This window comes from Butyricimonas sp. Marseille-P2440 (assembly GCF_900091675.1).
GTDB lineage: Bacteria > Bacteroidota > Bacteroidia > Bacteroidales > Marinifilaceae > Butyricimonas > Butyricimonas synergistica.
The window spans coordinates 270,951-291,943 of sequence record NZ_LT594609.1; the positions used below are offsets into that span (position 1 = coordinate 270,951).

Annotated in this window: 17 protein-coding genes and 1 tRNA gene; 10 read left to right on the forward strand and 8 right to left on the reverse strand. The window is 45.6% G+C overall.

Going from position 1 to position 20,993, the window contains the following annotated elements:
• Window positions 1-14 precede the first annotated feature (14 nt).
• The 3 genes from BN8899_RS07105 to BN8899_RS07115 form a co-directional block, all read right to left on the reverse strand.
• Window positions 15-1,664 carry a RagB/SusD family nutrient uptake outer membrane protein gene (locus BN8899_RS07105; protein WP_026207765.1) on the reverse strand — a complete coding sequence of 550 codons (1,650 nt, stop codon included), beginning with the start codon at window positions 1,662-1,664 and terminating at the stop codon, window positions 15-17.
• Between the two features lie 20 nt (window positions 1,665-1,684).
• Window positions 1,685-5,044 carry a SusC/RagA family TonB-linked outer membrane protein gene (locus tag BN8899_RS07110; RefSeq protein ID WP_065219426.1) on the reverse strand — a complete coding sequence of 1,120 codons (3,360 nt, stop codon included), beginning with the start codon at window positions 5,042-5,044 and terminating at the stop codon, window positions 1,685-1,687.
• A 373-nt stretch (window positions 5,045-5,417) separates the two neighbouring features.
• Window positions 5,418-5,954: an RNA polymerase sigma factor gene (locus BN8899_RS07115; RefSeq protein ID WP_018338962.1), complete on the reverse strand. Its 537-nt coding sequence runs from the start codon at window positions 5,952-5,954 to the stop codon at window positions 5,418-5,420.
• Window positions 5,955-6,399: 445 nt separating this feature from the next.
• Here BN8899_RS07115 and BN8899_RS07120 point away from each other — a divergent pair, with 445 nt between their 5' ends.
• The 10 genes from BN8899_RS07120 (at window position 6,400) to BN8899_RS07165 (ending at window position 14,873) form a co-directional block, all read left to right on the forward strand.
• Window positions 6,400-7,188, forward strand: coding sequence for a TatD family hydrolase (locus BN8899_RS07120; RefSeq protein ID WP_018338961.1), 789 nt, complete (start codon window positions 6,400-6,402; stop codon window positions 7,186-7,188).
• A gap of 3 nt (window positions 7,189-7,191) precedes the next feature.
• Window positions 7,192-8,232, forward strand: coding sequence for an asparaginase (locus BN8899_RS07125; protein ID WP_065218886.1), 1,041 nt, complete (start codon window positions 7,192-7,194; stop codon window positions 8,230-8,232).
• A gap of 127 nt (window positions 8,233-8,359) precedes the next feature.
• Window positions 8,360-9,169 carry a MotA/TolQ/ExbB proton channel family protein gene (locus BN8899_RS07130; RefSeq protein WP_026207764.1) on the forward strand — a complete coding sequence of 270 codons (810 nt, stop codon included), beginning with the start codon at window positions 8,360-8,362 and terminating at the stop codon, window positions 9,167-9,169.
• 2 nt (window positions 9,170-9,171) lie between these two features.
• The gene (locus tag BN8899_RS07135) at window positions 9,172-9,618 is read left to right on the forward strand and encodes a hypothetical protein (protein ID WP_018338958.1); all 447 of its coding nucleotides are present in this window, start codon (window positions 9,172-9,174) and stop codon (window positions 9,616-9,618) included.
• Window positions 9,618-10,205 carry an ExbD/TolR family protein gene (locus tag BN8899_RS07140; RefSeq protein WP_065218887.1) on the forward strand — a complete coding sequence of 196 codons (588 nt, stop codon included), beginning with the start codon at window positions 9,618-9,620 and terminating at the stop codon, window positions 10,203-10,205. Before BN8899_RS07135 ends, BN8899_RS07140 begins: the two co-directional genes overlap by 1 nt.
• Window positions 10,205-10,669: an ExbD/TolR family protein gene (locus BN8899_RS07145; RefSeq protein WP_065218888.1), complete on the forward strand. Its 465-nt coding sequence runs from the start codon at window positions 10,205-10,207 to the stop codon at window positions 10,667-10,669. The genes BN8899_RS07140 and BN8899_RS07145 overlap by 1 nt, the downstream gene beginning before the upstream one ends.
• Before the next feature lie 85 nt (window positions 10,670-10,754).
• Window positions 10,755-10,826, forward strand: a tRNA-Arg gene (locus tag BN8899_RS07150).
• A gap of 93 nt (window positions 10,827-10,919) precedes the next feature.
• A complete protein-coding gene (locus tag BN8899_RS07155; RefSeq protein ID WP_065218889.1) occupies window positions 10,920-11,540 on the forward strand; it encodes a hypothetical protein in 621 nt (206 codons plus the stop codon).
• Between the two features lie 18 nt (window positions 11,541-11,558).
• The gene (locus BN8899_RS07160) at window positions 11,559-12,278 is read left to right on the forward strand and encodes a hypothetical protein (RefSeq protein ID WP_065218890.1); all 720 of its coding nucleotides are present in this window, start codon (window positions 11,559-11,561) and stop codon (window positions 12,276-12,278) included.
• 90 nt (window positions 12,279-12,368) lie between these two features.
• A complete protein-coding gene (locus BN8899_RS07165) occupies window positions 12,369-14,873 on the forward strand; it encodes an ATP-binding protein (RefSeq protein ID WP_065218891.1) in 2,505 nt (834 codons plus the stop codon).
• Here BN8899_RS07165 and BN8899_RS07170 read toward each other — a convergent pair.
• From BN8899_RS07170 to BN8899_RS07190, 5 genes are all read right to left on the reverse strand, one after another.
• The gene (locus BN8899_RS07170; RefSeq protein WP_018338954.1) at window positions 14,852-16,186 is read right to left on the reverse strand and encodes a sigma-54-dependent transcriptional regulator; all 1,335 of its coding nucleotides are present in this window, start codon (window positions 16,184-16,186) and stop codon (window positions 14,852-14,854) included. The two genes, BN8899_RS07165 and BN8899_RS07170, sit on opposite strands and share 22 nt — an antisense overlap.
• 510 nt (window positions 16,187-16,696) lie before the next feature.
• Window positions 16,697-18,034: an argininosuccinate lyase gene (argH, locus tag BN8899_RS07175; RefSeq protein ID WP_065218892.1), complete on the reverse strand. Its 1,338-nt coding sequence runs from the start codon at window positions 18,032-18,034 to the stop codon at window positions 16,697-16,699.
• The gene (locus tag BN8899_RS07180; RefSeq protein ID WP_065218893.1) at window positions 18,018-19,097 is read right to left on the reverse strand and encodes a M20 family metallo-hydrolase; all 1,080 of its coding nucleotides are present in this window, start codon (window positions 19,095-19,097) and stop codon (window positions 18,018-18,020) included. The genes argH and BN8899_RS07180 overlap by 17 nt, the downstream gene beginning before the upstream one ends.
• Window positions 19,097-19,879, reverse strand: a complete 783-nt coding sequence (gene argB, locus BN8899_RS07185; RefSeq protein ID WP_369800407.1) for an acetylglutamate kinase — start codon at window positions 19,877-19,879, stop codon at window positions 19,097-19,099. The genes BN8899_RS07180 and argB overlap by 1 nt, the downstream gene beginning before the upstream one ends.
• Entirely contained in the window at window positions 19,876-20,988 is a 1,113-nt protein-coding gene (locus BN8899_RS07190) for an aspartate aminotransferase family protein (RefSeq protein ID WP_082986949.1), read from the reverse strand. Before BN8899_RS07190 ends, argB begins: the two co-directional genes overlap by 4 nt.
• Window positions 20,989-20,993 lie beyond the last annotated feature (5 nt).

Below are 20,993 nucleotides of genomic sequence, written 5' to 3' on the forward strand. Positions count from 1 at the left end.
TTCAATTTTAACGATTACATATTTTGGTTATCCGGCACGGGCAACATATACTCCGATTTATTCAATTCACGCACTTCATCCGGCTTCAAAGATATCTTGGCCCCCAAACGTTTGTACAAGTAGAATAATTGCCCCTCGGAAATCCACTCCCGTTGAGCATCGCGAATCAAATCCCGCTGGAAGGTCGCATAATCCGAAGCGACAGGCAAATCCTCCATCGTCACCCAATCCGGGTATCCACCATCCGGTCCCTGCACTTCTGCCCAATCCGAACGATCCCGACGAATATTATTCAATATATCATAAGCCTCTCCAAATTGTTGTTTCTTGGCGTAGTACTCTGCCATGATATAACGCATCTCCGTCGCCCGGATCACCGGCAATATCTGAACATTTGCCCGTCGGATACTTGCATCTTCACTGCAATACCACTTGGCGGATATCTTGTAATTCCCCCATATATTCCGGTCGTCCGGCTTGTAAAGCAAATAACTGGAGCGAATATCCACGTTTGACTCATCCATCGTTCCGTCCGGTCGTTGAAAAATATTCTGGTTATCTAAATCAAGCATTAACCAGTTACCTTGATTATTCCCGTCCGCTTTCTTTCTGAAGAAGCTGCTCAAGCCGTAATCATTATACGCCTCTTCGTTATAGATAGCAAAGATCAAGCCGGACACATTCTTCAAATCGGTTTTTTCCTCGTAATTACTTCTACGGATACCGTTAAAATCATCCCGGGAAAACATATCGTACGAACTTCCTCCGGGACCCGTCGCCTTGAATTCCAAAACCTCCTTTGCCATGCGGAAGGCATCCTCTTGCATATCCGCATATTGATATACCCTTGCTAACAAAGCCGTAATCGCATAGTAACTCAAACGGTAACCTCTTCCCTGGTAAAAGCCATCCACCGTTGCCTCTTTCTGGTATCCCTCCATTCCGTACTCCAACTCACCGTAAAAACGGGATTTACCGGATGCGCTCATACTCATTCCCAAAGCTGTAGTATCAAACTCCATCGTCAATTCCCGTGCCGTTTTCAAATCCCGGATCACCTTCTCCAAGAATGGCTTCACGCCGATCCCGTTCGGCTGAATATTAGGATAATCCTCCACGTAAGGTACACGTTGTTCCCCCTCATCATGTATGGGGGCGGGAGCAAACAGACGCAACAAGTCAAAGTGCATCAACGCCCGGCAAGCATAAGCCTCTCCCAAGATCATCTTCCGCTCCGGCTCACCTCCCGCAAATAAATCTGAAGAAACATTTTCCAGATTCAAAATCAAGTTATTTGCGTTGGCAACCACGTTGAAACCGTCTTTCCAGATGGCATCAATCATGGAACGTACGTCCGTGTGATAATAATTGTATTCCCGGGCAATCTTGTACACGTTATCAGATTCTCCTCCTATGTTATATTTCCAACTCCACGTATATTGTCTCGAAATACAATCCACCAACCCGAACTGCAACTCTACACCATACAAGTTCTTCGACGCCATCGCCTGATAAATCCCCGCCAAGACGGAACGATACCCGTCGCCCGTGGCAAACAAGTCGTCACTCGTTGCCTGTCCTTCCGGTTGCAAATCCAACCAATCCTTACATGAACTGAATGACAGCAAGGACAATAAAAGCATCATTTGTAAAAATATTTTCATATCCTAAATCATTAAATAATTTAAAAACCAAGTGTCAGCGTGAAACTGTAATTTTTAGCATAAGGATAACTTGTTCCTCTCTCTTGCTTGATGGACGACCAACGACATACATCATTCATGTTAAATCGCAATCCCAGCGAAGTCAAGCGATATTTACGTATCTTTTCTTGGCTGAAGTCATATCCGCAAGAAAGGCCGCTAAACGCCAAGTAATTATTGTCCTGCACAAAACGGGAAGTCGGTTGCGTCTTCTCCCTTCTTGCCAAATCAAAGAACGGAGCCACATCTCCCGGCTTTTTCCAGCGTTGCGTCAACACGCGTCGATCCACGTTGCTACCATCGATATCAGCCTCTTCCACCTTATTTTTGAGTGTTTCATTGTAGTCCTGCGCCCCCCATTGATACAAGAACGTCGTGTTCACGTAAAATCCTTTCCAAGCGATATTGATACCGAAAGAACCTTGTGCATCCGGGCTCTTATCCCCGACTACCACCTCGTCGGCTGCATCCCACACGTAAGTGCTCCGACCGTTTCTCTTGCGGAACAACTCCTTGCCGTTAGAAGGATCAATCCCATAAGAAGGCACGGCATAAATAGCCGTCGTCGATGCTCCCACGTAATACTGGGTCAACGGGATATAGAACAACTCACCACGAGCCTCTTTATCCTCATCACTCAAATCCGCCTCATCTTCTAGCCTTTTCCCATTGTGGAAATCTTGGATGGTTTGATTGTATCTCTCTGCTTCTTGTCCTAACTTTGTAATTTTATTTTTATTGGCAGCCAAAGTAGCATTCACCGCCACCGTCCAATCCCGATTTTGGAATACCGTGGCATTCAATTTGAACTCGTACCCCTCGTTCAGGATCGAACCCGCATTCGTGTAGTAACTTGAAAATCCGGAAGAGGTTCTGACTGACAATTGTTCCAACTGATTTTTCGTCTCTTTCCGGTAATAATTTCCCTCGATGACATAACGGTCATGCAGAAGCCCCAAATTGAAACCGGCATCCACTGTGTACGTTTTCTCCCAAGTCAACTTCGGGTTACCCAAGGCTATCAACGTGTTCGAAGGAGTATTGTAATACCATTTGTCAGAAGTCTGGTAAGTGGAGATAGCAGCGTATGCCGGAAAATTCACGTTACCGGTTACACCATATGTTCCCCGCACACGCAAGGTGCTGACCAACCAATGGTCTTTTAACCACGAATAATTATGCACGTTCACTCCAGCTCCGAACGACCAGAAAGGTGCGAAACGCTTGTCTTTACCAAATTTAGAAGAACCATCCATACGGAAAGAAACATCGAACAAATAGATATTATCGTATGAATAGTTGGCAGATGCCAATATACCGATCAAACGACTCTTATCCGTGGACACACTTGCTTTGCGGGTTTGCTCCGCAGCATAAGTCGGCGAATGCAAGTTGCTCAATTGGAATCCCTGATACTCCAATAAAGTCGTCTTATTGTGCGATTCTTGGATATTCAATCCGGCAGTGGCATTAATGAAATGCCCCCCTATGGACTTGTTGAAATAGAACATCGCGTTCGTGTTCCAGGTAAACGATTTATCGGAAGACATCGACAATGAACCTCTTTCACGCGTGGAAGTTGTCTTGTAAGAAGGGTCTTTCGGATCCTTAAAACTTTCCGTTTCGGAATCGGAACGTGTCATGGAAAGCTGCCCCTTAAAAGAAAAGGCTTCCGTGAAATAAATATTGATACTGAAATTATTCGTCAAATCATTCAATCTCATTTTTCCGGTATAACTGCCTAATTTCCGAGCACGATACAACGGATTGACCGTTTTCCCGTCTTTCAACGTTTCCAACAACTCCCCGTCATTCGAATACGGCGCCCAATAGGGTTGCAATTGCGTGTACAAACTGAATGTACCATAAGGGGAATCCGATGCTCTCGTCACGTTAAAAGAAACAGAATTCATCACTTGCAACCACGACTTATTCCGGTAATCCAAATTCAGACCTACGCCCATGTTATCGCGGTAAGAATCGATCATTGCCCCATTATGGGTACCGTAATTCAAGTCCAAGCTGTAACGGATACTCTCCACACCACCGGAAACATTCAAACTGTGCGTGTGATTGAACACGTTCTGCAACGGCTGTGCCAACCAATCGGTTTCCACACCTCTCCGCACTTCATTCACCAAATCATTGTAAGCGATATCTTTGATCAACTGCATCCCCAGGTCACCATCCGATGCAATATATTTTCCTGACAACCGTTCCACTTCCACCTTCTCCCACGCGTTACACAAATTGTAATCCGACAAATCGGGGAATTCCGCCCCGGCATTGAAATTATAAGTCACCCGCAACTCACCCGGCTTCGGGGCTACCGTGGTCACAACCACCACGCCGTTCGCTGCACGAGAACCGTACATTGCCGTCGCTGCCGCATCTTTCAAAATCGTCATGCTCTCGATACGGTTCATATCCATATCGTAAATCTTCTGCACGGATACCTCGAAACCATCCAAAATGAATATAGGCAGATTCGGGTTGTCTTTCAAATTCGTCCGCTGTGAACGTCGGGCTTGCTCCATATCCAAACCGCGGTTCATCCCGATACTTCCCTCTCCACGAATTGTAAACTCGGGCAACGAGTTCGGGTCTGAACCGAACAACTTGTTCTCCTTGATGCGGAAAGAAGGATCAAAGGCCTGCAAGGCGGCAATCACGTTCTTGTTATTCGTCTTCAGCAACTGATCCTTGCTCACCGTCGTGGCATTTCCCGTGAAACTCTCCTTGCGCACGTTCATGTACCCGGTCACCACCACCTCGTCCATCTTCACCTTATCCTCCTTCATCACCACGTTGATCGTGTCCTTGCCCGTGTACTTCACCTCTTGGGTCACCATGCCCACGAACGTGTAAACCAACACTACCTCTTTCATTTCAGGCAACGCCAGCGAGTAGCGTCCCTCGGCATTCGTGGCAGTTCCGAGATTCACTCCCTTAACACGTACCGTCACCCCTGGCAAAGGTTGTTTTGCCTCGTCCGTCACCCGACCGGCGATACGGATTTCTTTCTTCTTCTCCTCCTTCATGGGTTTCAACACGATCACGGCATCCTCGATCACGTAAGTCAAACCCGTCCCTTTCAAACACTCTCTCAAGATTTTCTCAATTTCTGCGGCCTTGACATTCACGCTAACCTTCCCGGCTTTATCCAAATCCTCCTGGTTATACATGAACACGAAAGTTGTCTGACGCTCTATCTCCCACAATACATCCTTCAAATAAGAATCTTTCATCGAGATAGAAATTTGTTGCCCAACCTGGGAATACACGGATGCGTTCACGCTCGTGATTCCCAACAAAACAAATAATAGTGTACACTTCATCATAAGCCACAACTTTTTAAACTTCCCGAGATTACCTCGTGGGAACATCGACTTTTTTTCCATAAATTTGTTTTCTAAATGCGTTAATAAATTATCTCTGACCTAACGGGGATAATTCTGGCAGGAAATGTTACCGGCATTTCCTGCTCTCTTTATCTGCCGTGTTTAATTTTAAAATTTAATCCATTTTCTTTTTACTTTATAATTTAACTCTAAAATTCTTCACCTCATCACATTATTGAAAAAGCCGCCCCATCACTAATTATATAACACAAAAAACCATTTTCATGGGGAACCCAAAATCTATTTTATTTCATTTATTTTTCCAAACGAAACAAAACTTTCAGATTTACAATGATTTAATTTTTAAAGAAAATCAACAAAGAAATACAAATACCAGATAATAATACTCCTTCAACGCCACGCGCAGCTTCTTGTAAGCAAGTTTTTTCAACGTGTGTACGGAACTCTCAGCTACCCCCAGCCGTTCCGCAATCTCGGAATTTTTCAGACCGTCCAGAGCCAACTGTATCACTTGGCGTGTCTGCGCGGGAAGGGCATCCACCGCCTCGTAAAACATCCTGTATGCCTCCTCCTCGATTAAAGTCTCCGTGTAAAACTCCTCCGACATCACCACGGATAAATCCTCCCGGATCAGTTTGTTATCCCGAATATAATTCAAGCAGTGATTACGCACCATCGCGTAAAGGAAAGACTTTATATTAAAGGCATCATCCAAATCGGCTCGACGACGCCAAAACTTCACGAAGCACTCCTGCACGATATCCGCCGCCAAAGTATCATCCCTCAGGTAAGTGGCGGCAAACACGCACAAAGCCTGATAATACGCATCGAACAACTCTCTGAAAGCCTGCTCGTCACCCTGTCTGATTTTTTCGATAGATAACCCCATTCCAGCTATTTTTCGGGATGATTTGAATACAAAATTATAAAAAATCGACTAAATAAATTACTTTACAAAAAAAATCAGGAACAAAATTTATATTTCAAGATACACGAAACGATTCGCCTTTTTCATCACGACACGGTCAAATCGTCTACTAATCAAACCTATAACTCGTATCAATACAATTACATTCCCGTATTAATTCCGGTTTAATTCCGTCATGAACGCTATACGAACCCTATACGAACGCTATACGAACCCTATTATTAATAGCGTTTATAAAGGATAACTAAAGCTTATGAACAATCTTTTTAACACTATTCCACCGGAATTCACACGGAAGTATTACTTTATTCATTCAGGTGATGAGCGTGAATAGGATAGTTCTCGTGTTACCCCGTGCTGATTCTCGCTTTTTATCATTATATTTGCCGCGTAAGATAAAGATAGTATGTACATAGATACGCATTCGCACATTTACGCGGAAGAATTTGACAACGATCGGGACGATGCCGTGCAGCGGGCTTTTGAAGCCGATGTGCGGTATATTATTTTACCGGACATCGACCAGTCCACTAGACAATCCATGCTGGCTCTTGCCGAACGATACCCGAACAACTTGTTCCCCTTGCTAGGAGTCCACCCGACCTCGGTCAACGCCGCTTACCGGGAAGAGATGAAGGCGTTCGAGAAACTGCTCGGGCAAATACCTATATATGGTATCGGGGAATGCGGGATCGACCTCTACTGGGACAAGACATATTATAAAGAGCAAATCGCCGTTTTCGAGCGGCAATTGCATATCGCCCGGGAAATGGACCTCCCCGTGGTCATCCATTCCAGGGAATCCCTTCCCGAAATCTTCGCCGTGTTGAAAAGGCAGCATTACAACATGAAAGGCATCCTCCACTGTTTTCCCGGCAACGAGGAAGACGCCCGGCGGGCTATCGACCTCGGGTTCCTGTTAGGCATCGGGGGAGTCGTTACCTTCAAGAAATCCTCCATGGCGGAAGTCGTGCAAAAAATAGGAACAGAACATCTTGTCCTCGAGACAGATGCCCCCTATCTCGCTCCCGTTCCCTTCCGGGGAAAACGGAACGAAAGTAGTTATATTCCGTGCATAGCTGCTAAAATTGCTGAAATTGGAGGTATTGACACAAAAAAAGTGCAGGAAATAACAACGAATAATGCACGGAATTTATTTAATTTGCATAGTAAAAGTGTGAAAGAAAAAAATTGATTTATGACGAAACCCGTGTTGATCATATATACTGGCGGAACCATCGGAATGGTGAACGATCCCGAAACCGGAGCATTATGCCCGTTCAATTTCGACCAGATAGCTTGTGAAGTTCCCGAAATCAAAGAATTCGGGTTCACGATCGATAGCTACACGTTACCGGAAATCATCGACTCGTCGGATTTGCAACCACAGTTGTGGAAAGACTTGTGCCAGATCATCCTGAAGAACTATGACGATTACCGGGGATTCGTGATCCTGCACGGGACTGATACCATGGCTTACTCGGCTTCGGCTCTGAGTTTCATGTTGAACAACCTGACGAAACCGGTTGTTTTCACCGGTTCGCAATTGCCTATCGGGAAAATTCGCACGGACGGGAAAGAGAACCTGATCGCCGCCATCGAGATTGCCGCGGCTTACGACAACGAGCAGGCGATCGTGCCCGAAGTGAGCATCCTGTTCGGATCGAAACTATTCCGGGGGAACAGGACGACCAAGATTAACGCCGAAAGCTTCGACGCATTCCAGTCTTACAACTATCCCCCGTTGGCTAGTATTGGGATTCATATTCATTACGATTATAGCGCAATCGATTACACCCCGAGGGTTAATCCCGTCGAGGCGTTTTGCGACGTGGACACGAATATTGCCATATTGAAAATATTCCCGGGTATGCGCCCGGAAGTAATAGACGCCGTGACGGGAATACCGGGATTAAAAGGTATCATCCTGGAAACTTACGGGTCGGGGAACGCCCCCACGAATAAAGTTTTTCTTAACAAAGTGAAGGAAGCCTTATCCAAGGGTATTTTCATATACAACGTGACCCAATGCCAGGGCGGCAGCGTGGAAATGGGTAAGTATGAAACAAGTAGAGAACTACTTAACGCCGGGGTTATCAGCGGGCATGATATCACGACCGAAGCGGCAGCGTGTAAAATGATGTACGTGCTGGGCAAATATAAAGACCCTAACGAAATAAAAAAATATTTAAATAACGCCTTGAAAGGAGAAATATCTCCCAAATATATTGGCTTTTAACATTTTTTTTATACCTTGGTGCCCGATTTGGACTCAAGGTGGTGCAAATGGAAATAAATAACAGCTTAAAACAAAATATAGAGTTAAAATTTAATTATTAATAAACTAAAAATCAGTTAAATTGATCATGAGAAAATTATTTGCACTAATAGCAGTTTTAGGAATGCTTTCTATTGGAGCATCATCTACGCTAATGGCTCAAGAGGATGAAATGACTCAGACCGAGACCACCGAAACTTATCAAGACGAAGAGACAACCACAGACCCGACCATTCTTGAAGATGAAGGAGAGATCGAAAGTACCTCCCTGCACGCTGTTATCAAACAGAAATTCATCGAAGGTGGTGCCATGTTCATGAGCTTCGTTATCTTGGCTTTGATCTTCGGTCTTGCCATCTCAATCGAGAGAGTTATCTACTTGAACTTGGCTGCTACAAACACGAAAAAATTAATTGCCAGCGTTGAGGACGCACTGGAAAACGGCGGAGTTGAGGCAGCGAAAGAAGTATGCCGCACGAGTAGAGGTCCTATCGCAAGCATCTTCTATCAAGGATTGTCCCGTTATGACCAAGGTATCGAAATGGTTGAGAAATCAGTTGTATCTTACGGATCCGTTCAGATGGGACTTTTGGAGAAAGGGATGTCTTGGATCGCCTTGTTCATCGCTTTGGCTCCTATGTTAGGATTCTTGGGAACAGTTATCGGTATGATCGACGCCTTCGATAAGATCCAGGCTGCAGGTGATATCCAACCGTCATTGGTTGCGGGAGGTATCAAAGTTGCATTGATCACGACGGTTGCCGGTTTGATCGTTGCCATGATCCTTCAAGTATTCTACAACTACTGTGTTGCAAAAGTTGAAAGTATCGTGAACGATATGGAAGACGCATCCGTAACCTTGTTAGATATTCTTGTGAAATACAACCAAAAACACTAATCATGCTTAAAGTAACCAAGTTATTAAATATCCTGACCATTGTAATGTTCGCCATTACAGTCGTGTTAATTGGGTTATTTGTCTTCGGGGGAGAACTTCCGAATTCCCAATATCCATCGCCTGTATACACTGACGAACTGATATGGTGGGCTTATATACTGCTGGCGCTCACTGCTATCGCGGCCATTGCTTTCCCGGTTGTCAAATTATTCTCCAACCCGAAACAAGCGCTGAAAACATTGATCGCCATTGTTGGAATATGTTTATTAGTTTTGATAGCTTACTCCTTGTCTGACGGAACAATCATGAAACTGCCCGGGTATGACGGTCCGGATAACGTGGAAGGTACCTTGAAATTCGCCGATACCATGTTATTTACCATGTATTTCCTCGGGATCGGAGCTGTATTGGCTATCATCGTAACGGAAATCATTAGACGAGTAAGATAATGGCAAGAAAAAAGACACCGGAAATTAATGCCACTTCAACGGCGGACATCGCATTCTTGTTGTTGATCTTCTTCTTGGTATCAACAACAATGGACGTCGATTCCGGTTTGTTCAGACGTTTACCGCCCATGCCGCCTGAAGACATGGTACAAATTCCTCCCGTTGCCAAACGTAACGTTTTACAGGTAATGGTGAACAAGGACGACCAGTTGGCGGTAAACTCGGAACTGATGGATATTTCCCAGTTGAAGGAAAAGGCTATCGAATTTATCCTGAACAAGGATAATCGATCCGATCTCCCGAGCAAACATCTCAAAGAACTTCCTTTCTTTGGGCAAGTGGAGATCTCGAATGGTATCGTTTCGTTGCAAAGTGACCGGGGTACATCTTACAAAATGTATATAGCAGTTCAAGACGAATTGACAGCCGCTTATAATGAAGTAAGAGATATGAAGGCCATGGAGCAATGGGGAAAGAAATACAGTGAACTCACGGAAGAGCAGATGGATGCAGTAAGAAAGTATATTCCTACCGCAATCTCAGAAGCTGAACCCAAGAACGTAGGACAGAAAGGAGGAAAGAAATAATGGCTAAATTCAGAAAAGGAGGCTCGAAAGATGTGCCTGCCATATCAACAGCATCTCTACCTGACATCGTTTTCATGTTGTTATTCTTCTTCATGGTAAGTACCACGATGCGTGAAGTAACACTTATGGTCAACAACGGTATGCCCGAGGCTAGACAGTTTACTAAACTGGAAAAGAAATCCCTAGTTAGTAATATCTATATCGGAAAACCGAAAGACCAGTACGTGGGTATATACGGTAGCGAACCGCGTATCCAGCTGAATGACAAACTTTCCAACGTTAGTGAAATCAGTGCTTTCGTTGTCGCAGAGCAAGAAGCTCGTAAAGAGGAAGATCGTAACATGATCACCAACAACCTGAAAGTTGATCAATTTACCAAAATGGGTATTGTAACCGACGTGAAACAAGAATTGCGTAAAGCAAATTCTCTCCGTATCAGTTACGCCACCCGGAAAAAAGTATAATGCTTTAGCAATTATAATTTAAAAAAAAGGGGGCAAATGCTCCCTTTTTTTTAAAAAATTGATTAGCTTTGTACCCGATAAATATGGTCCCCTAGTTCAATGGATAGAATGAAGGATTCCGGTTCCTTTGATATGGGTTCGAGTCCCGTGGGGATCACGAAAAAGAGTATCGAATTGATACTCTTTTTTATTAACTCTTGTATTTCTCTCATATTTTTTTTAATTTGCGTAAATTGCAAATTATAACTATATGAAAAAAATTAAATTTATAATTATCTCGATTTCCATTCTTTCCATCTGCCTTTGCTTATGGAGAGTAGCTAAGGGGTATGATATAGATTGGAATAAAATGTGGGGAAGTACTCACGCAAATTATCAACATACGAAACAATTAACAGGAACTTGGTGTGTTTACGCATGTATGCAGATGTTAGCTAAACAACCACAGTGCCATTACGCAACAATTTATGCGACAAAGTATTTAAAGAATGTGACAAATGTTAATTGTTGCGACTTTTTACATTATAACGGAGAATGTCTCAATCACTGCGTTACTAACAACGGAGTCAAAATTTCTGATTATCCCATTTTTATACAAAAAGAAACCAATAGAATTTTTAAAATCAGTTCAACTGTTTGTTCGTATTTTAGCAAATCATCCTATAACGCTATGGACTATTTACCCGCTTATGGCATCATAAAAGGAAGTTCTATACATAGCATTGTAATTCATGGCGTTGAACAAGCAACAGACTTGTATGGGAATAAGGTTTTGCGAGTCTACTACTCGGATCCATGGTTCGAATCAGGAAACGCTTCGCGCGATATTCCTGCTTATTCATCAGCCGACGATATAAACATATACATGTAAATTTTAAAACAATACACTATGAAACATCATCTTTACATCTTTCTACTTTTAATCGCCTGTAGTGATAAAAGTATTACAATCAACCCATCTCCCCCAATAGGTACAGCTTTAACTCAAGAAGAAGAAACTGTTCTTAATTCCATCAAGGAACAATTGCTATTTAAAGCTTCAATTTCACGAGGAAAAAGCAATGCTGCAAGAGAATTTACAAATAGCAAAGAACTCAACTCTCTTGCCATTTCTTCCATTCCTTATATGACATATAACGACTCCATCTTTTACTCAAACCCCAGTCCCGAAGCATTACATAAAAGTCTGTCTCTTTCAAAAAATAAAATATGGTATGTAGGTACCAAAGAAGGCAAAGTTGCTCTAATGTGTGAAGCCGTAAAAGACGGGAAACACTGGAGACTCACCACGGACTTAAATGGTATTACTTATTTCAACAAAAGCTTAGGTTGGCTTCTACAGAAAATTGAAACAGGGGAAGTCAAAGAAATTAAACTATTAGATATTTACAAATTACCCCACTTTATGGTCTGCACTGAAGAAAAAACGACATATTACACTTTCCTCGGGTTTAAGATGAGTGAGGAAGACTTTTGCAACTATCTATTAGCATGCAAAGTTCGATATGACGAAATGCAAGCTTTTGAAGCCCGCTGCAGAAACAATCCCGATTATCTACAACAACACTTAGATTCCGTCAATAAAGCTAATGGCTTAATCCCGAAATAGATTTACATTCCGGTTGCTTCATTGAAATAAATCTCCCCTATACCGGTGTGGCATAGGGGAGATTTTATACCTTTGTACAAACTGATAGCCATGCAGAAAAGACCATTCAAATTTACCAAGTTCAAACTGATAACGGGGTATATGCTGATACTCCTTTTAGGTGTTATTGCCATTGTTTTCATTTACAACCAAACGATAACCCTCACGGAAAAGAAGAATGATGAAATTGTCATGCAGCAGAAATTATTCATCATTGGGAATACGCTGGCAAAACTGTACGAGGCGGAGAACACCGGGCTCTCTTTCTCGCAAACCGGTTCGGAGAAAAACCTCAACACGTATATGCGACTCATTCAAGGCATCCGGCACAACATGGATACCTTGAAATACTTGTCTGTGAGTGAAGAACAAAACAGACGAATAGATACGATCCACGCCCTGCTGACAGATCGGATTCAAAACTTGAAAAACCTACTCTACATTAAAAAATACTCTATCCCCGAAGATTTCTATAACAAGACCGTCGAAAAGATCGAGGGGCTGAAGGACTCCATCAGTAAAGTGCCCGACATCCGCCCACGGATGGTGACCACGGTAGACAGCAGCATCACCATTAAAGAAAAGAAAGGATGGTTCGGGATACGTACCAAAAGGGATTCCATTTTAAGGGTAGACACGACCTATCATTACTTTATCGACACGCTCGGGATGTCCAATGACACGGATACTCTCATGAATGTTATCCGAGACTCGTGGAGCCAATACCAACAGCAGAAAGAGGAGATCGATGCCAGAATTTCCAAACAAGAGCAAATCGTTATCCAAAGCGGGCAAAAGATCACGGAACGTTTAAAACGTATCTTGAAGGCTCTCGAGAAGGAAGAAATTGTAAACACGCAGATTCGTCTGGAACAGCAACAAGCGACAAGCAATCAACTTACCCACACGCTCTCGTGGGTTGCCATCATTGCCTGCCTCCTCGTGGTCTTTTTTGTTGTCCTCATTATCAACGATATCAGTCAAAGCCAACGATATAGAAGGGAATTGGAAGCCGCCAACGCTTACACGGAACGTTTGCTCCATAACCGGGAAAAGTTGATGCTTACTGTCACGCACGACATCAAATCGCCCTTGAGTTCTATCATCGGGTACATTGAATTGTTAAGCAATACCCCGCTGGAAGAGCGCCAATATTATTTCCTCCGGAACATGAAGGGGTCTGCCGAACATATTTTACACTTGGCGAACGACCTGCTGGATTTCTCCAAACTGGAAGCCAACAAGATGGAAATTAATACCGTGGCATACGATCCCGGTCGCCTTTTGCAAGAAACTGCCGATAGCTTCCTACCTTTAGCCGCGGAAAAAGGACTGGAACTAAGGAGTGATATCAGTAATGCCCTGAACGGCCATTTCTCGGGCGACCCGATGAAAATACGCCAAATCGTGGTGAATATTCTTTCCAACGCGATCAAATATACCCAAAAGGGAAAAGTTTCCCTCTCCGCCTTCAGCCCAAGTGGAAAAGACGGGCAACTTATGATCGTGATTAAAGACTCGGGACCCGGCATGACGGAAGAAGAACAGGAACTGATTTTCAAGGAATTTACACGATTGACGCCACAACATAACAACGGGGCGGAAGGCACGGGGCTGGGACTCACCATCACGTTGCAACTGGTGAAGCTATTGGGAGGGGAATTAACCCTCACCAGCAAGAAAGGGGCAGGCAGTACTTTTACCGTGAAACTGCCTCTGGTGAAAGCTCCCTCGCAGGAGGTCACTCCCGTGCAGGCGGCGACCGATACTCCTGTCATGCACGAGGGCATGAAGGCATTCCTCGTGGACGACGACGAATTACAACTCACCGTCAACTCGGAATTTCTGCATAAAGCGGGTATCAACAGCGATACCTGCCCCCACCCCCTAGAGGCATTGTCCCTTCTCGAAAAGGGGGATTATGATCTCGTCCTGTCAGACATTCAGATGCCCGGGATGGACGGCTTCGAGCTGGTGAAACAAATCAGGCAATCTGACTCGGAGAAGATAAAGCACCTTCCCGTCATAGCCTTATCGGCACGTGCCGATATGCAGGAACAAGCCTATCTCGATGCAGGCTTTTCCGCTTACCTGAACAAGCCGTTCACGCCGGATCAGCTTTACGCCCGAGTGAACGAGTTACTGGGATGTGACATTAAGATCACTCCCGCGAAAGGAGAATCTCACGACACGAATACGCCTTTTGATTTAAGTATGATTATGGTCTTCGCCGATAATGACAAGGTTGCGGCGAATCAAATCATACAGTCGTTTATCGCAGATTGCGTCCAAAATTTCAAAACACTGGAAGAACACGTGCAACGGCATGAGATAGAACAGGTCAAGAAACTCGCCCACAAGATGCTCCCGATGTTCCGCCAATTATCCATACAACAGGTTATCCCCCTGTTGCTTTTCCTTGAAAGAATGGATATGGAACAAACGGAAGAGGCTGAAGTGGCAGAAACCGTGAGCAAAGTCGTGCAGACGGGCAATGAAGTAATACAGTTACTTGGGAGTTGGGACTTTATGGACTACAAATCCTCCAACCCGTAACTCTTCAGCTTATTATAAAGAGTCTTGCGGTCGATCTGCAACATTCGGGCTGCCTCGCTTTTGTTGTTCCGGCATTTTTGGAGGGCATCCTTAATCAATTCGATCTCCATTTCCCGGCGAGTACCCATCGGCTTTTCCTGTTCAACGGGCTTTTGCGATAACTCCGGGGGCAAGCACATCTTCGAGATCAGTTTTCCCTGGGAAAGCAATGTCGCCCGTTTCACGATATTTCTTAACTCCCGAAGGTTTCCCGGCCAGGCGTAAGTATTAAATATCCGCATCACCTCGTCGTCAAAGCCCGCTACTTGTTTGCCCAACTCTTCGTTTGCTTTATCGAGGAAATGATTGGCAAATACCATAATATCATCTTTCCGTTCCCGCAGAGGCAAGGCATAGATGGAAAATTCGTTCAGGCGATGGTATAAATCTTCCCGAAAACGCCCGTCGGCAACAGCCTCTTTCAGATTCTCGTTTGTAGCAGAAATGATGCGCACGTCAAAAGGCACATCCGCACTACTCCCCACGGGGTGAACCTTCCGTTCCTCCAAGGCACGCAACAATTGTACCTGCACGTCATAGGGCAAGTTACCGATCTCGTCAAGGAAAATTGTACCCCCGGAAGCCGTCACGAAATACCCTTGCTTATCGGTAGTCGCACCCGTGAAAGCACCTTTCACGTGTCCGAAAAGCTCACTCGTCGCAATATCGCGAGGGATAGCCCCGCAATCCACTGCCACGAAAGGTCCGTCTTTCCGGGCACTCGTGTTATGTATCAGACGGGCGATATATTCCTTACCCGTACCGCTTTCCCCGTTAATCAAAACGGTCATCATGGTAGGTCCTACCAGATGAATATACTCGTATTGCTGGCTGGCACTCTCGCTTACCCCTTTTATATAGGAGAAAGTCGTCGATTTGGCTTTCGCCGGAACCGGCTTGGCAGCAGGCTCCACTTCCAGCTTCAACGCTTCCTGCAATTTCTTCAGAATTTCATCCGGAATAACGGGTTTGGCAACATAATCGAATGCCCCCAGTTTCATTGCCGTTACGGCAGTCTGAATATCCGCGTACCCGGTCATCAACAAGACCTGTGTCACCGGGGTTTTCTCTTTAATCAACCGAAGCAAATCAATCCCATCCTTATCGGGCAAACGCAAATCCGTGAGCACAAGGTCAAATGTTTCCTTGTCTAGTTTTTTCACCGCTTCTTTGTACGAGAACGCATTCTCCACTTCAAATCCTCTTTTCCCTAACCAGTTCTTCAACATGATACAGAAAGTCGTATCATCGTCTACCACTAAGATTTTTGCCATATGTCGATTATTTTACACACGAAAATAATCCTAATCGCCTAAAGAAAAAAGTTTTTAACGCTATTTAGGAAAAAGAAAATGGTATATCCTCCCGGATACACCATTTTTTAAACAAATGCAATTCTCTCTCTCCTATTCTCCTACTTATGAACAAAGCTCCTGTCTTCCGAACAGACGGGCTTTGACGCACGTCCATTCCCTCTTAGTCGTTGTATTTAGAATTGCTTTACGCAACCAGCTATCAGTGTTCTGCTTTATGTTCGGGATCACCTAAAAAGTGCGGCAATAAAAGCCCCGAAACAGCCATTACGATGAAAAATATGTACGTTACCATAATTCCTCCTTTTTTATCATTCAATCCTTTACCTATATAATAGAGAATTGTATGCCATGAAGAAGAGAATGGATTTGTATCAATATAAATACATTATTATCAGTACATTATATAAAACATTATTCCCCGTGAAACGTACTTCATGGGGAATAGTGTGGAAAAAGTGTAGAAAAAAACTACAATGTCAACAATCTTTTTTCAGCTTCCCGCACAGCAGAAATGTCCCACACAGTCATTCTCCGGTTGAACTTATCCGTTATCTCATGCAGGCAAAGATTCCCGATGCTTCCCTCGTGCGTGTGGTGTATTTCCCGTACCCCTGCATGATACTCACCTCGTTGCACCCGTTCCCCGATCACCCGGTAGGCTTCCCGGAAAGGCACTCCCGCTATCACCATCCCGTTCACGTCCTCCACGGAGAAGATGTACCCGTAGCAGGGATCATCAAGTATATCCCGCTTGAGTTCCATATCTTTCAACACGAGATGAGCCATGAAAAGGCAATCGTTCAGTTCCCCGAAAGCGGATAAATACAATTCTTTTGTCAATTGCATATCCCGAAAATAGCCGGAAGTGAGATTCCCGCAAATCATCGCCATCTGGGTGGGCAATGCCTGCAAGCGGTTGCATTTCGCCCGAATTAACTCGAATATATCCGGATTTTTCTTGTGGGGCATGATACTCGAACCGGTCGTGTATTTGTCCGGCAGGTGCACGAAACCAAAGTTCCCGCAAGCGAACAAACAAACGTCGGCAGCCAATCGTCCTAAAGTAGTCGCCACCGTTGCTAACCCGAACAGCACGTTCTTTTCCATTTTTCCCCGTTGCATCTGGGCGTACACCACGTTATACGCCAAATCGGGGAATCCGAGTAACCTGGTCGTCATTCCGCGATTCAAGGCAATTGACGAACCGTAACCTGCCCCCGAACCGAGCGGGTTGGAATTCACCATGTCGTACCCTGCTTTCAACATTAACAGATCATCTGCCAGCGATTCGGCATAGGCACTGAACCATAACCCGAACGACGAAGGCATCGCTACCTGCAAATGAGTGTACCCCGGCAATAGTATATCCCGGCTTTCCCCCGCTCGCTGTATCAGCAACATGAACAAACGTTTCATGTTTTCAAGAATCTCGAAAAGAGCTTCCCGGGAAAATAACTTCAAATCGAGCAACACCTGATCGTTCCGAGAACGTCCCGTGTGAATCTTCTTTCCCGCATCACCGCATTCCCTCACCAGCATCAACTCGACCTGCGAGTGCACATCCTCGATTCCTTCCTCGATGACGAACTCTCCCCTTTCCACTTGCTCGTAAATGCTCACTAACGCCACCCGCAATTGCCCGTGTTCTTCATCGCTCACCAACCCGATAGCGTGCAGCATCTCCAAATGTGCCAAACTTCCCGTGACGTCGGCTTTTGCCAACATCACATCTAATTCCCGGTCTTTCCCGATCGTGAATGATTCGGTAAAAGCATCTATATCGTATCCTTTATCCCAAAGTCGCATGATATTTTTGATTTTCAATTATTCCCCCGTTTAATAATCGAATAAACGTTTCCACGCCTTTCTCGATTTCGTCCAAACGGATATATTCATTTGCCGTATGTGAACGGGCGCTATCTCCCGGACCTATTTTCAAAGAAGGACAAGGGAGAACCGCCTGGTTTGAAGTCGTGGGAGAACCATAAGGTTCCAACCCTAGTTGCCGACAACGTCGCATGAGCGGATGTTCCAACGACACCGAAGATGAGTTGAGAGAGATAGAGCGGGGGGACACCTCGCATTTCACGTGGCGACGGATGGTATCAAGTATTTGTAAGTTCGTGTAAAGTTCATTTACCCGTATATCCACCATGAAACGGCAAACGGCTGGCACCACGTTGTGCACGGTACCCGCTTCAATCCCCGTAACGCTCATCTTTACCGCTCCCAACAGTTCCGACTCCCGCTCGAAACGGTAGGTGCGGAACCATTCTATATCTTCCAATGCCTCATAAATAGCATTCACGCCTTCCTCCCTAGCGGCGTGTCCCGTCACCCCTCTGGCATGACAGTCCAGCACCATAAGCCCTTTCTCGGCAACCGCCGGACGCATCCCGGTAGGTTCTCCCACGAGAGCAAAATCAATCTTTCCCAGCTCCGGAAATACGCTTTGTATTCCCCCCGCTCCCGTGTTCTCTTCCTCTGCCGACCCCAAGTACACGAGATTGTAAGCCTGTGGGGTTTCGTTCAGGCTGATAAAAGCCGCCAGCATCGCCACGATGCTTCCACCCGTGTCGTTACTTCCCAGACCGAATAATTTCCCGTCCTGCACCGTCGGGGCAAACGGGTCAGTTGTCCATGCCCCGTTCGGTCGCACCGTGTCCAAGTGTGCATCTAGTAATAACGTGGGCTTCGCCGCATCGAATTCTCGTGAACGACTCCACACGTTATTACCTTGACGATGCACGTCGAACCTATATCTTTGCAGCACTCCGGCAATGACATCCGCTACCTGTCCCTCCTCCCCGCTGAACGAGGGGATGGATATGATCTGTTTCAACAGTTCTATTGCTCCTTTCGCATCCATTATTCTTCTCCTGTTATCCGGGTTCCAGCCACGGGATTATCCAATTCATCGGGATGCAGCAACCGCACGGATTTCACACCCGCCTGTATCGTACTGAAAGCGTAATCCAGTTTAGGAATCATACCCTCGTGTATCAGTTTCTCCCGGCGTAAAGCCTTGTACATTACTGGTGTCAAGCCGGGGATCACGGTTTTGTCATCGTTCACGTCTGCCAACACACCCCGTTTGTCAAAACAATAAATCAATTCTACCTCCCCGAGGCGTGCCAATGCTTTTGCCACCGCAGCAGCAATCCCGTCCGCGTTAGAATTCAGCAAGCCTCCCTGCCCGTCACACGTGATCGGCGAGAGTACCGGAACAATATCCTGGTCGAGCAGAGCCTCCAACATCCCGGTATTCACACGTGCCACATCTCCCACGTGCCCCCATTCCAATCCCTCCTGCACTCTCCGTTCCGCTCTCACCATATCCATGTCGCATCCCGACAACCCGCAAGCATTCACCCCGAACGATTGCAACCGGGCTACAAGAATCTTGTTTACCCACCCAGCATATGCCATCACCGTCACCCGCAGCATATTGTCGTCCGTCACCCGCCGTCCGTCAACCATTCGGCAAGGAATTCCCAATTGCTTCGCCAGCTGTCCGGCAAACACGCCTCCCCCGTGAACGAGCACGAAAGGCGTCTTTATTGCCGCAAATTTCCGGCACAACCGTTCAAGTTGTTCTCCATCTTCCAGAAGCACCCCGCCTATTTTTATTACACAGCGTTTCATTTTCAATTGTATGTAAGTCTTTCCACGAAATAATCCGCTTCTTCCTTTCCCATACATAGCGGAGGTAACAGCCGGAGCGTATTTTTCCCGCTATACCCGGTAACAATCTGGTAATTTGCCAGCAAGCGGCGACGGAATATCACGTGCGGAATATCCATATCCACCCCGATCATCAGCCCCTTCCCCCGTACTTCGATTACCCCGGGCAATCCTTTTATTTTATCAAGCAAATACTCCCCGATCACAACAGCATTCTCGATCAGCTTTTCATCTTCTATCACGTCCAAAACGGCGATAGCCGCCGCACACGCCAAATGATTTCCCCCAAACGTAGTACCTAACATTCCTTTCTTCGCCTCTATCGTTTCACGAATAAGTACTCCAGCCACGGGAAAACCATTTCCCATACCCTTTGCCATGGTAATCATATCGGGTTTTATCCCCGCATACTGATGGGCAAAAAAACGCCCGCTCCGCCCGTAGCCGGATTGTATCTCGTCAAGGATAAGCAACGTCCCGTGATGATCACAATATTCACGAGCAGTCTGCAAAAAGCCCGGCTCTGCCACCCGGATTCCTCCCACACCCTGTATGCCCTCCACGATCACGGCAGCATACTCCCCGCCGGACAATTCCCGACCGAGAGCCTCCACGTCATTCAACGGGATAAATGCCACCGGGTGTCCCGCATTCCAAGACGCCTGTATAGCGGGGTTATCCGTCACTGCCACCGCCCCGCTTGTCCGACCGTGGAATGACCGCCGCATGGCAAGTACCTTCGACCGTCCCGTCACGAACGAGGCTAGTTTCAAGGCATTCTCGTTTGCCTCCGCCCCGCTATTACACAGGAACAAATTATAATCCGTACACCCCGAAAGATTCTTTAACTTTTCTTCCAATTCCTCCTGTAAAGGATTCTGCACGGAATTGGAGTAAAACCCGATCTTTCTCAATTGCCCCGAGATCCCCTCCACGTAACGAGGATGCGTGTGACCGATAGATATCACGGCATGCCCCCCGTAAAGGTCCAGGTACTTGTTGCCTTCCCTGTCCCAGAAGTACATTCCCTCCGCCCGGACAGGCTCTATATTCATTAAATCATATACATCAAACATATCCT

Bases quoted from the DNA above. Each gene is read 5' to 3' on its own strand.
- BN8899_RS07130 (WP_026207764.1), top strand. From the start codon at position 8,360: ATGAGAAAATTATTTGCACTAATAGCAGTTTTAGGAATGCTTTCTATT.
- BN8899_RS07135 (WP_018338958.1), top strand. From the start codon at position 9,172: ATGCTTAAAGTAACCAAGTTATTAAATATCCTGACCATTGTAATGTTC.
- BN8899_RS07190 (WP_082986949.1), bottom strand. From the start codon at position 20,988: ATGTTTGATGTATATGATTTAATGAATATAGAGCCTGTCCGGGCGGAG.
- BN8899_RS07160 (WP_065218890.1), top strand. From the start codon at position 11,559: ATGAAACATCATCTTTACATCTTTCTACTTTTAATCGCCTGTAGTGAT.
- BN8899_RS07125 (WP_065218886.1), top strand. From the start codon at position 7,192: ATGACGAAACCCGTGTTGATCATATATACTGGCGGAACCATCGGAATG.
- BN8899_RS07105 (WP_026207765.1), bottom strand. From the start codon at position 1,664: ATGAAAATATTTTTACAAATGATGCTTTTATTGTCCTTGCTGTCATTC.
- argH (WP_065218892.1), bottom strand. From the start codon at position 18,034: ATGCGACTTTGGGATAAAGGATACGATATAGATGCTTTTACCGAATCA.
- BN8899_RS07140 (WP_065218887.1), top strand. From the start codon at position 9,618: ATGGCAAGAAAAAAGACACCGGAAATTAATGCCACTTCAACGGCGGAC.
- BN8899_RS07120 (WP_018338961.1), top strand. From the start codon at position 6,400: ATGTACATAGATACGCATTCGCACATTTACGCGGAAGAATTTGACAAC.
- BN8899_RS07145 (WP_065218888.1), top strand. From the start codon at position 10,205: ATGGCTAAATTCAGAAAAGGAGGCTCGAAAGATGTGCCTGCCATATCA.
- BN8899_RS07165 (WP_065218891.1), top strand. From the start codon at position 12,369: ATGCAGAAAAGACCATTCAAATTTACCAAGTTCAAACTGATAACGGGG.
- BN8899_RS07180 (WP_065218893.1), bottom strand. From the start codon at position 19,097: ATGGATGCGAAAGGAGCAATAGAACTGTTGAAACAGATCATATCCATC.
- BN8899_RS07115 (WP_018338962.1), bottom strand. From the start codon at position 5,954: ATGGGGTTATCTATCGAAAAAATCAGACAGGGTGACGAGCAGGCTTTC.
- BN8899_RS07170 (WP_018338954.1), bottom strand. From the start codon at position 16,186: ATGGCAAAAATCTTAGTGGTAGACGATGATACGACTTTCTGTATCATG.
- BN8899_RS07110 (WP_065219426.1), bottom strand. From the start codon at position 5,044: ATGATGAAGTGTACACTATTATTTGTTTTGTTGGGAATCACGAGCGTG.
- BN8899_RS07155 (WP_065218889.1), top strand. From the start codon at position 10,920: ATGAAAAAAATTAAATTTATAATTATCTCGATTTCCATTCTTTCCATC.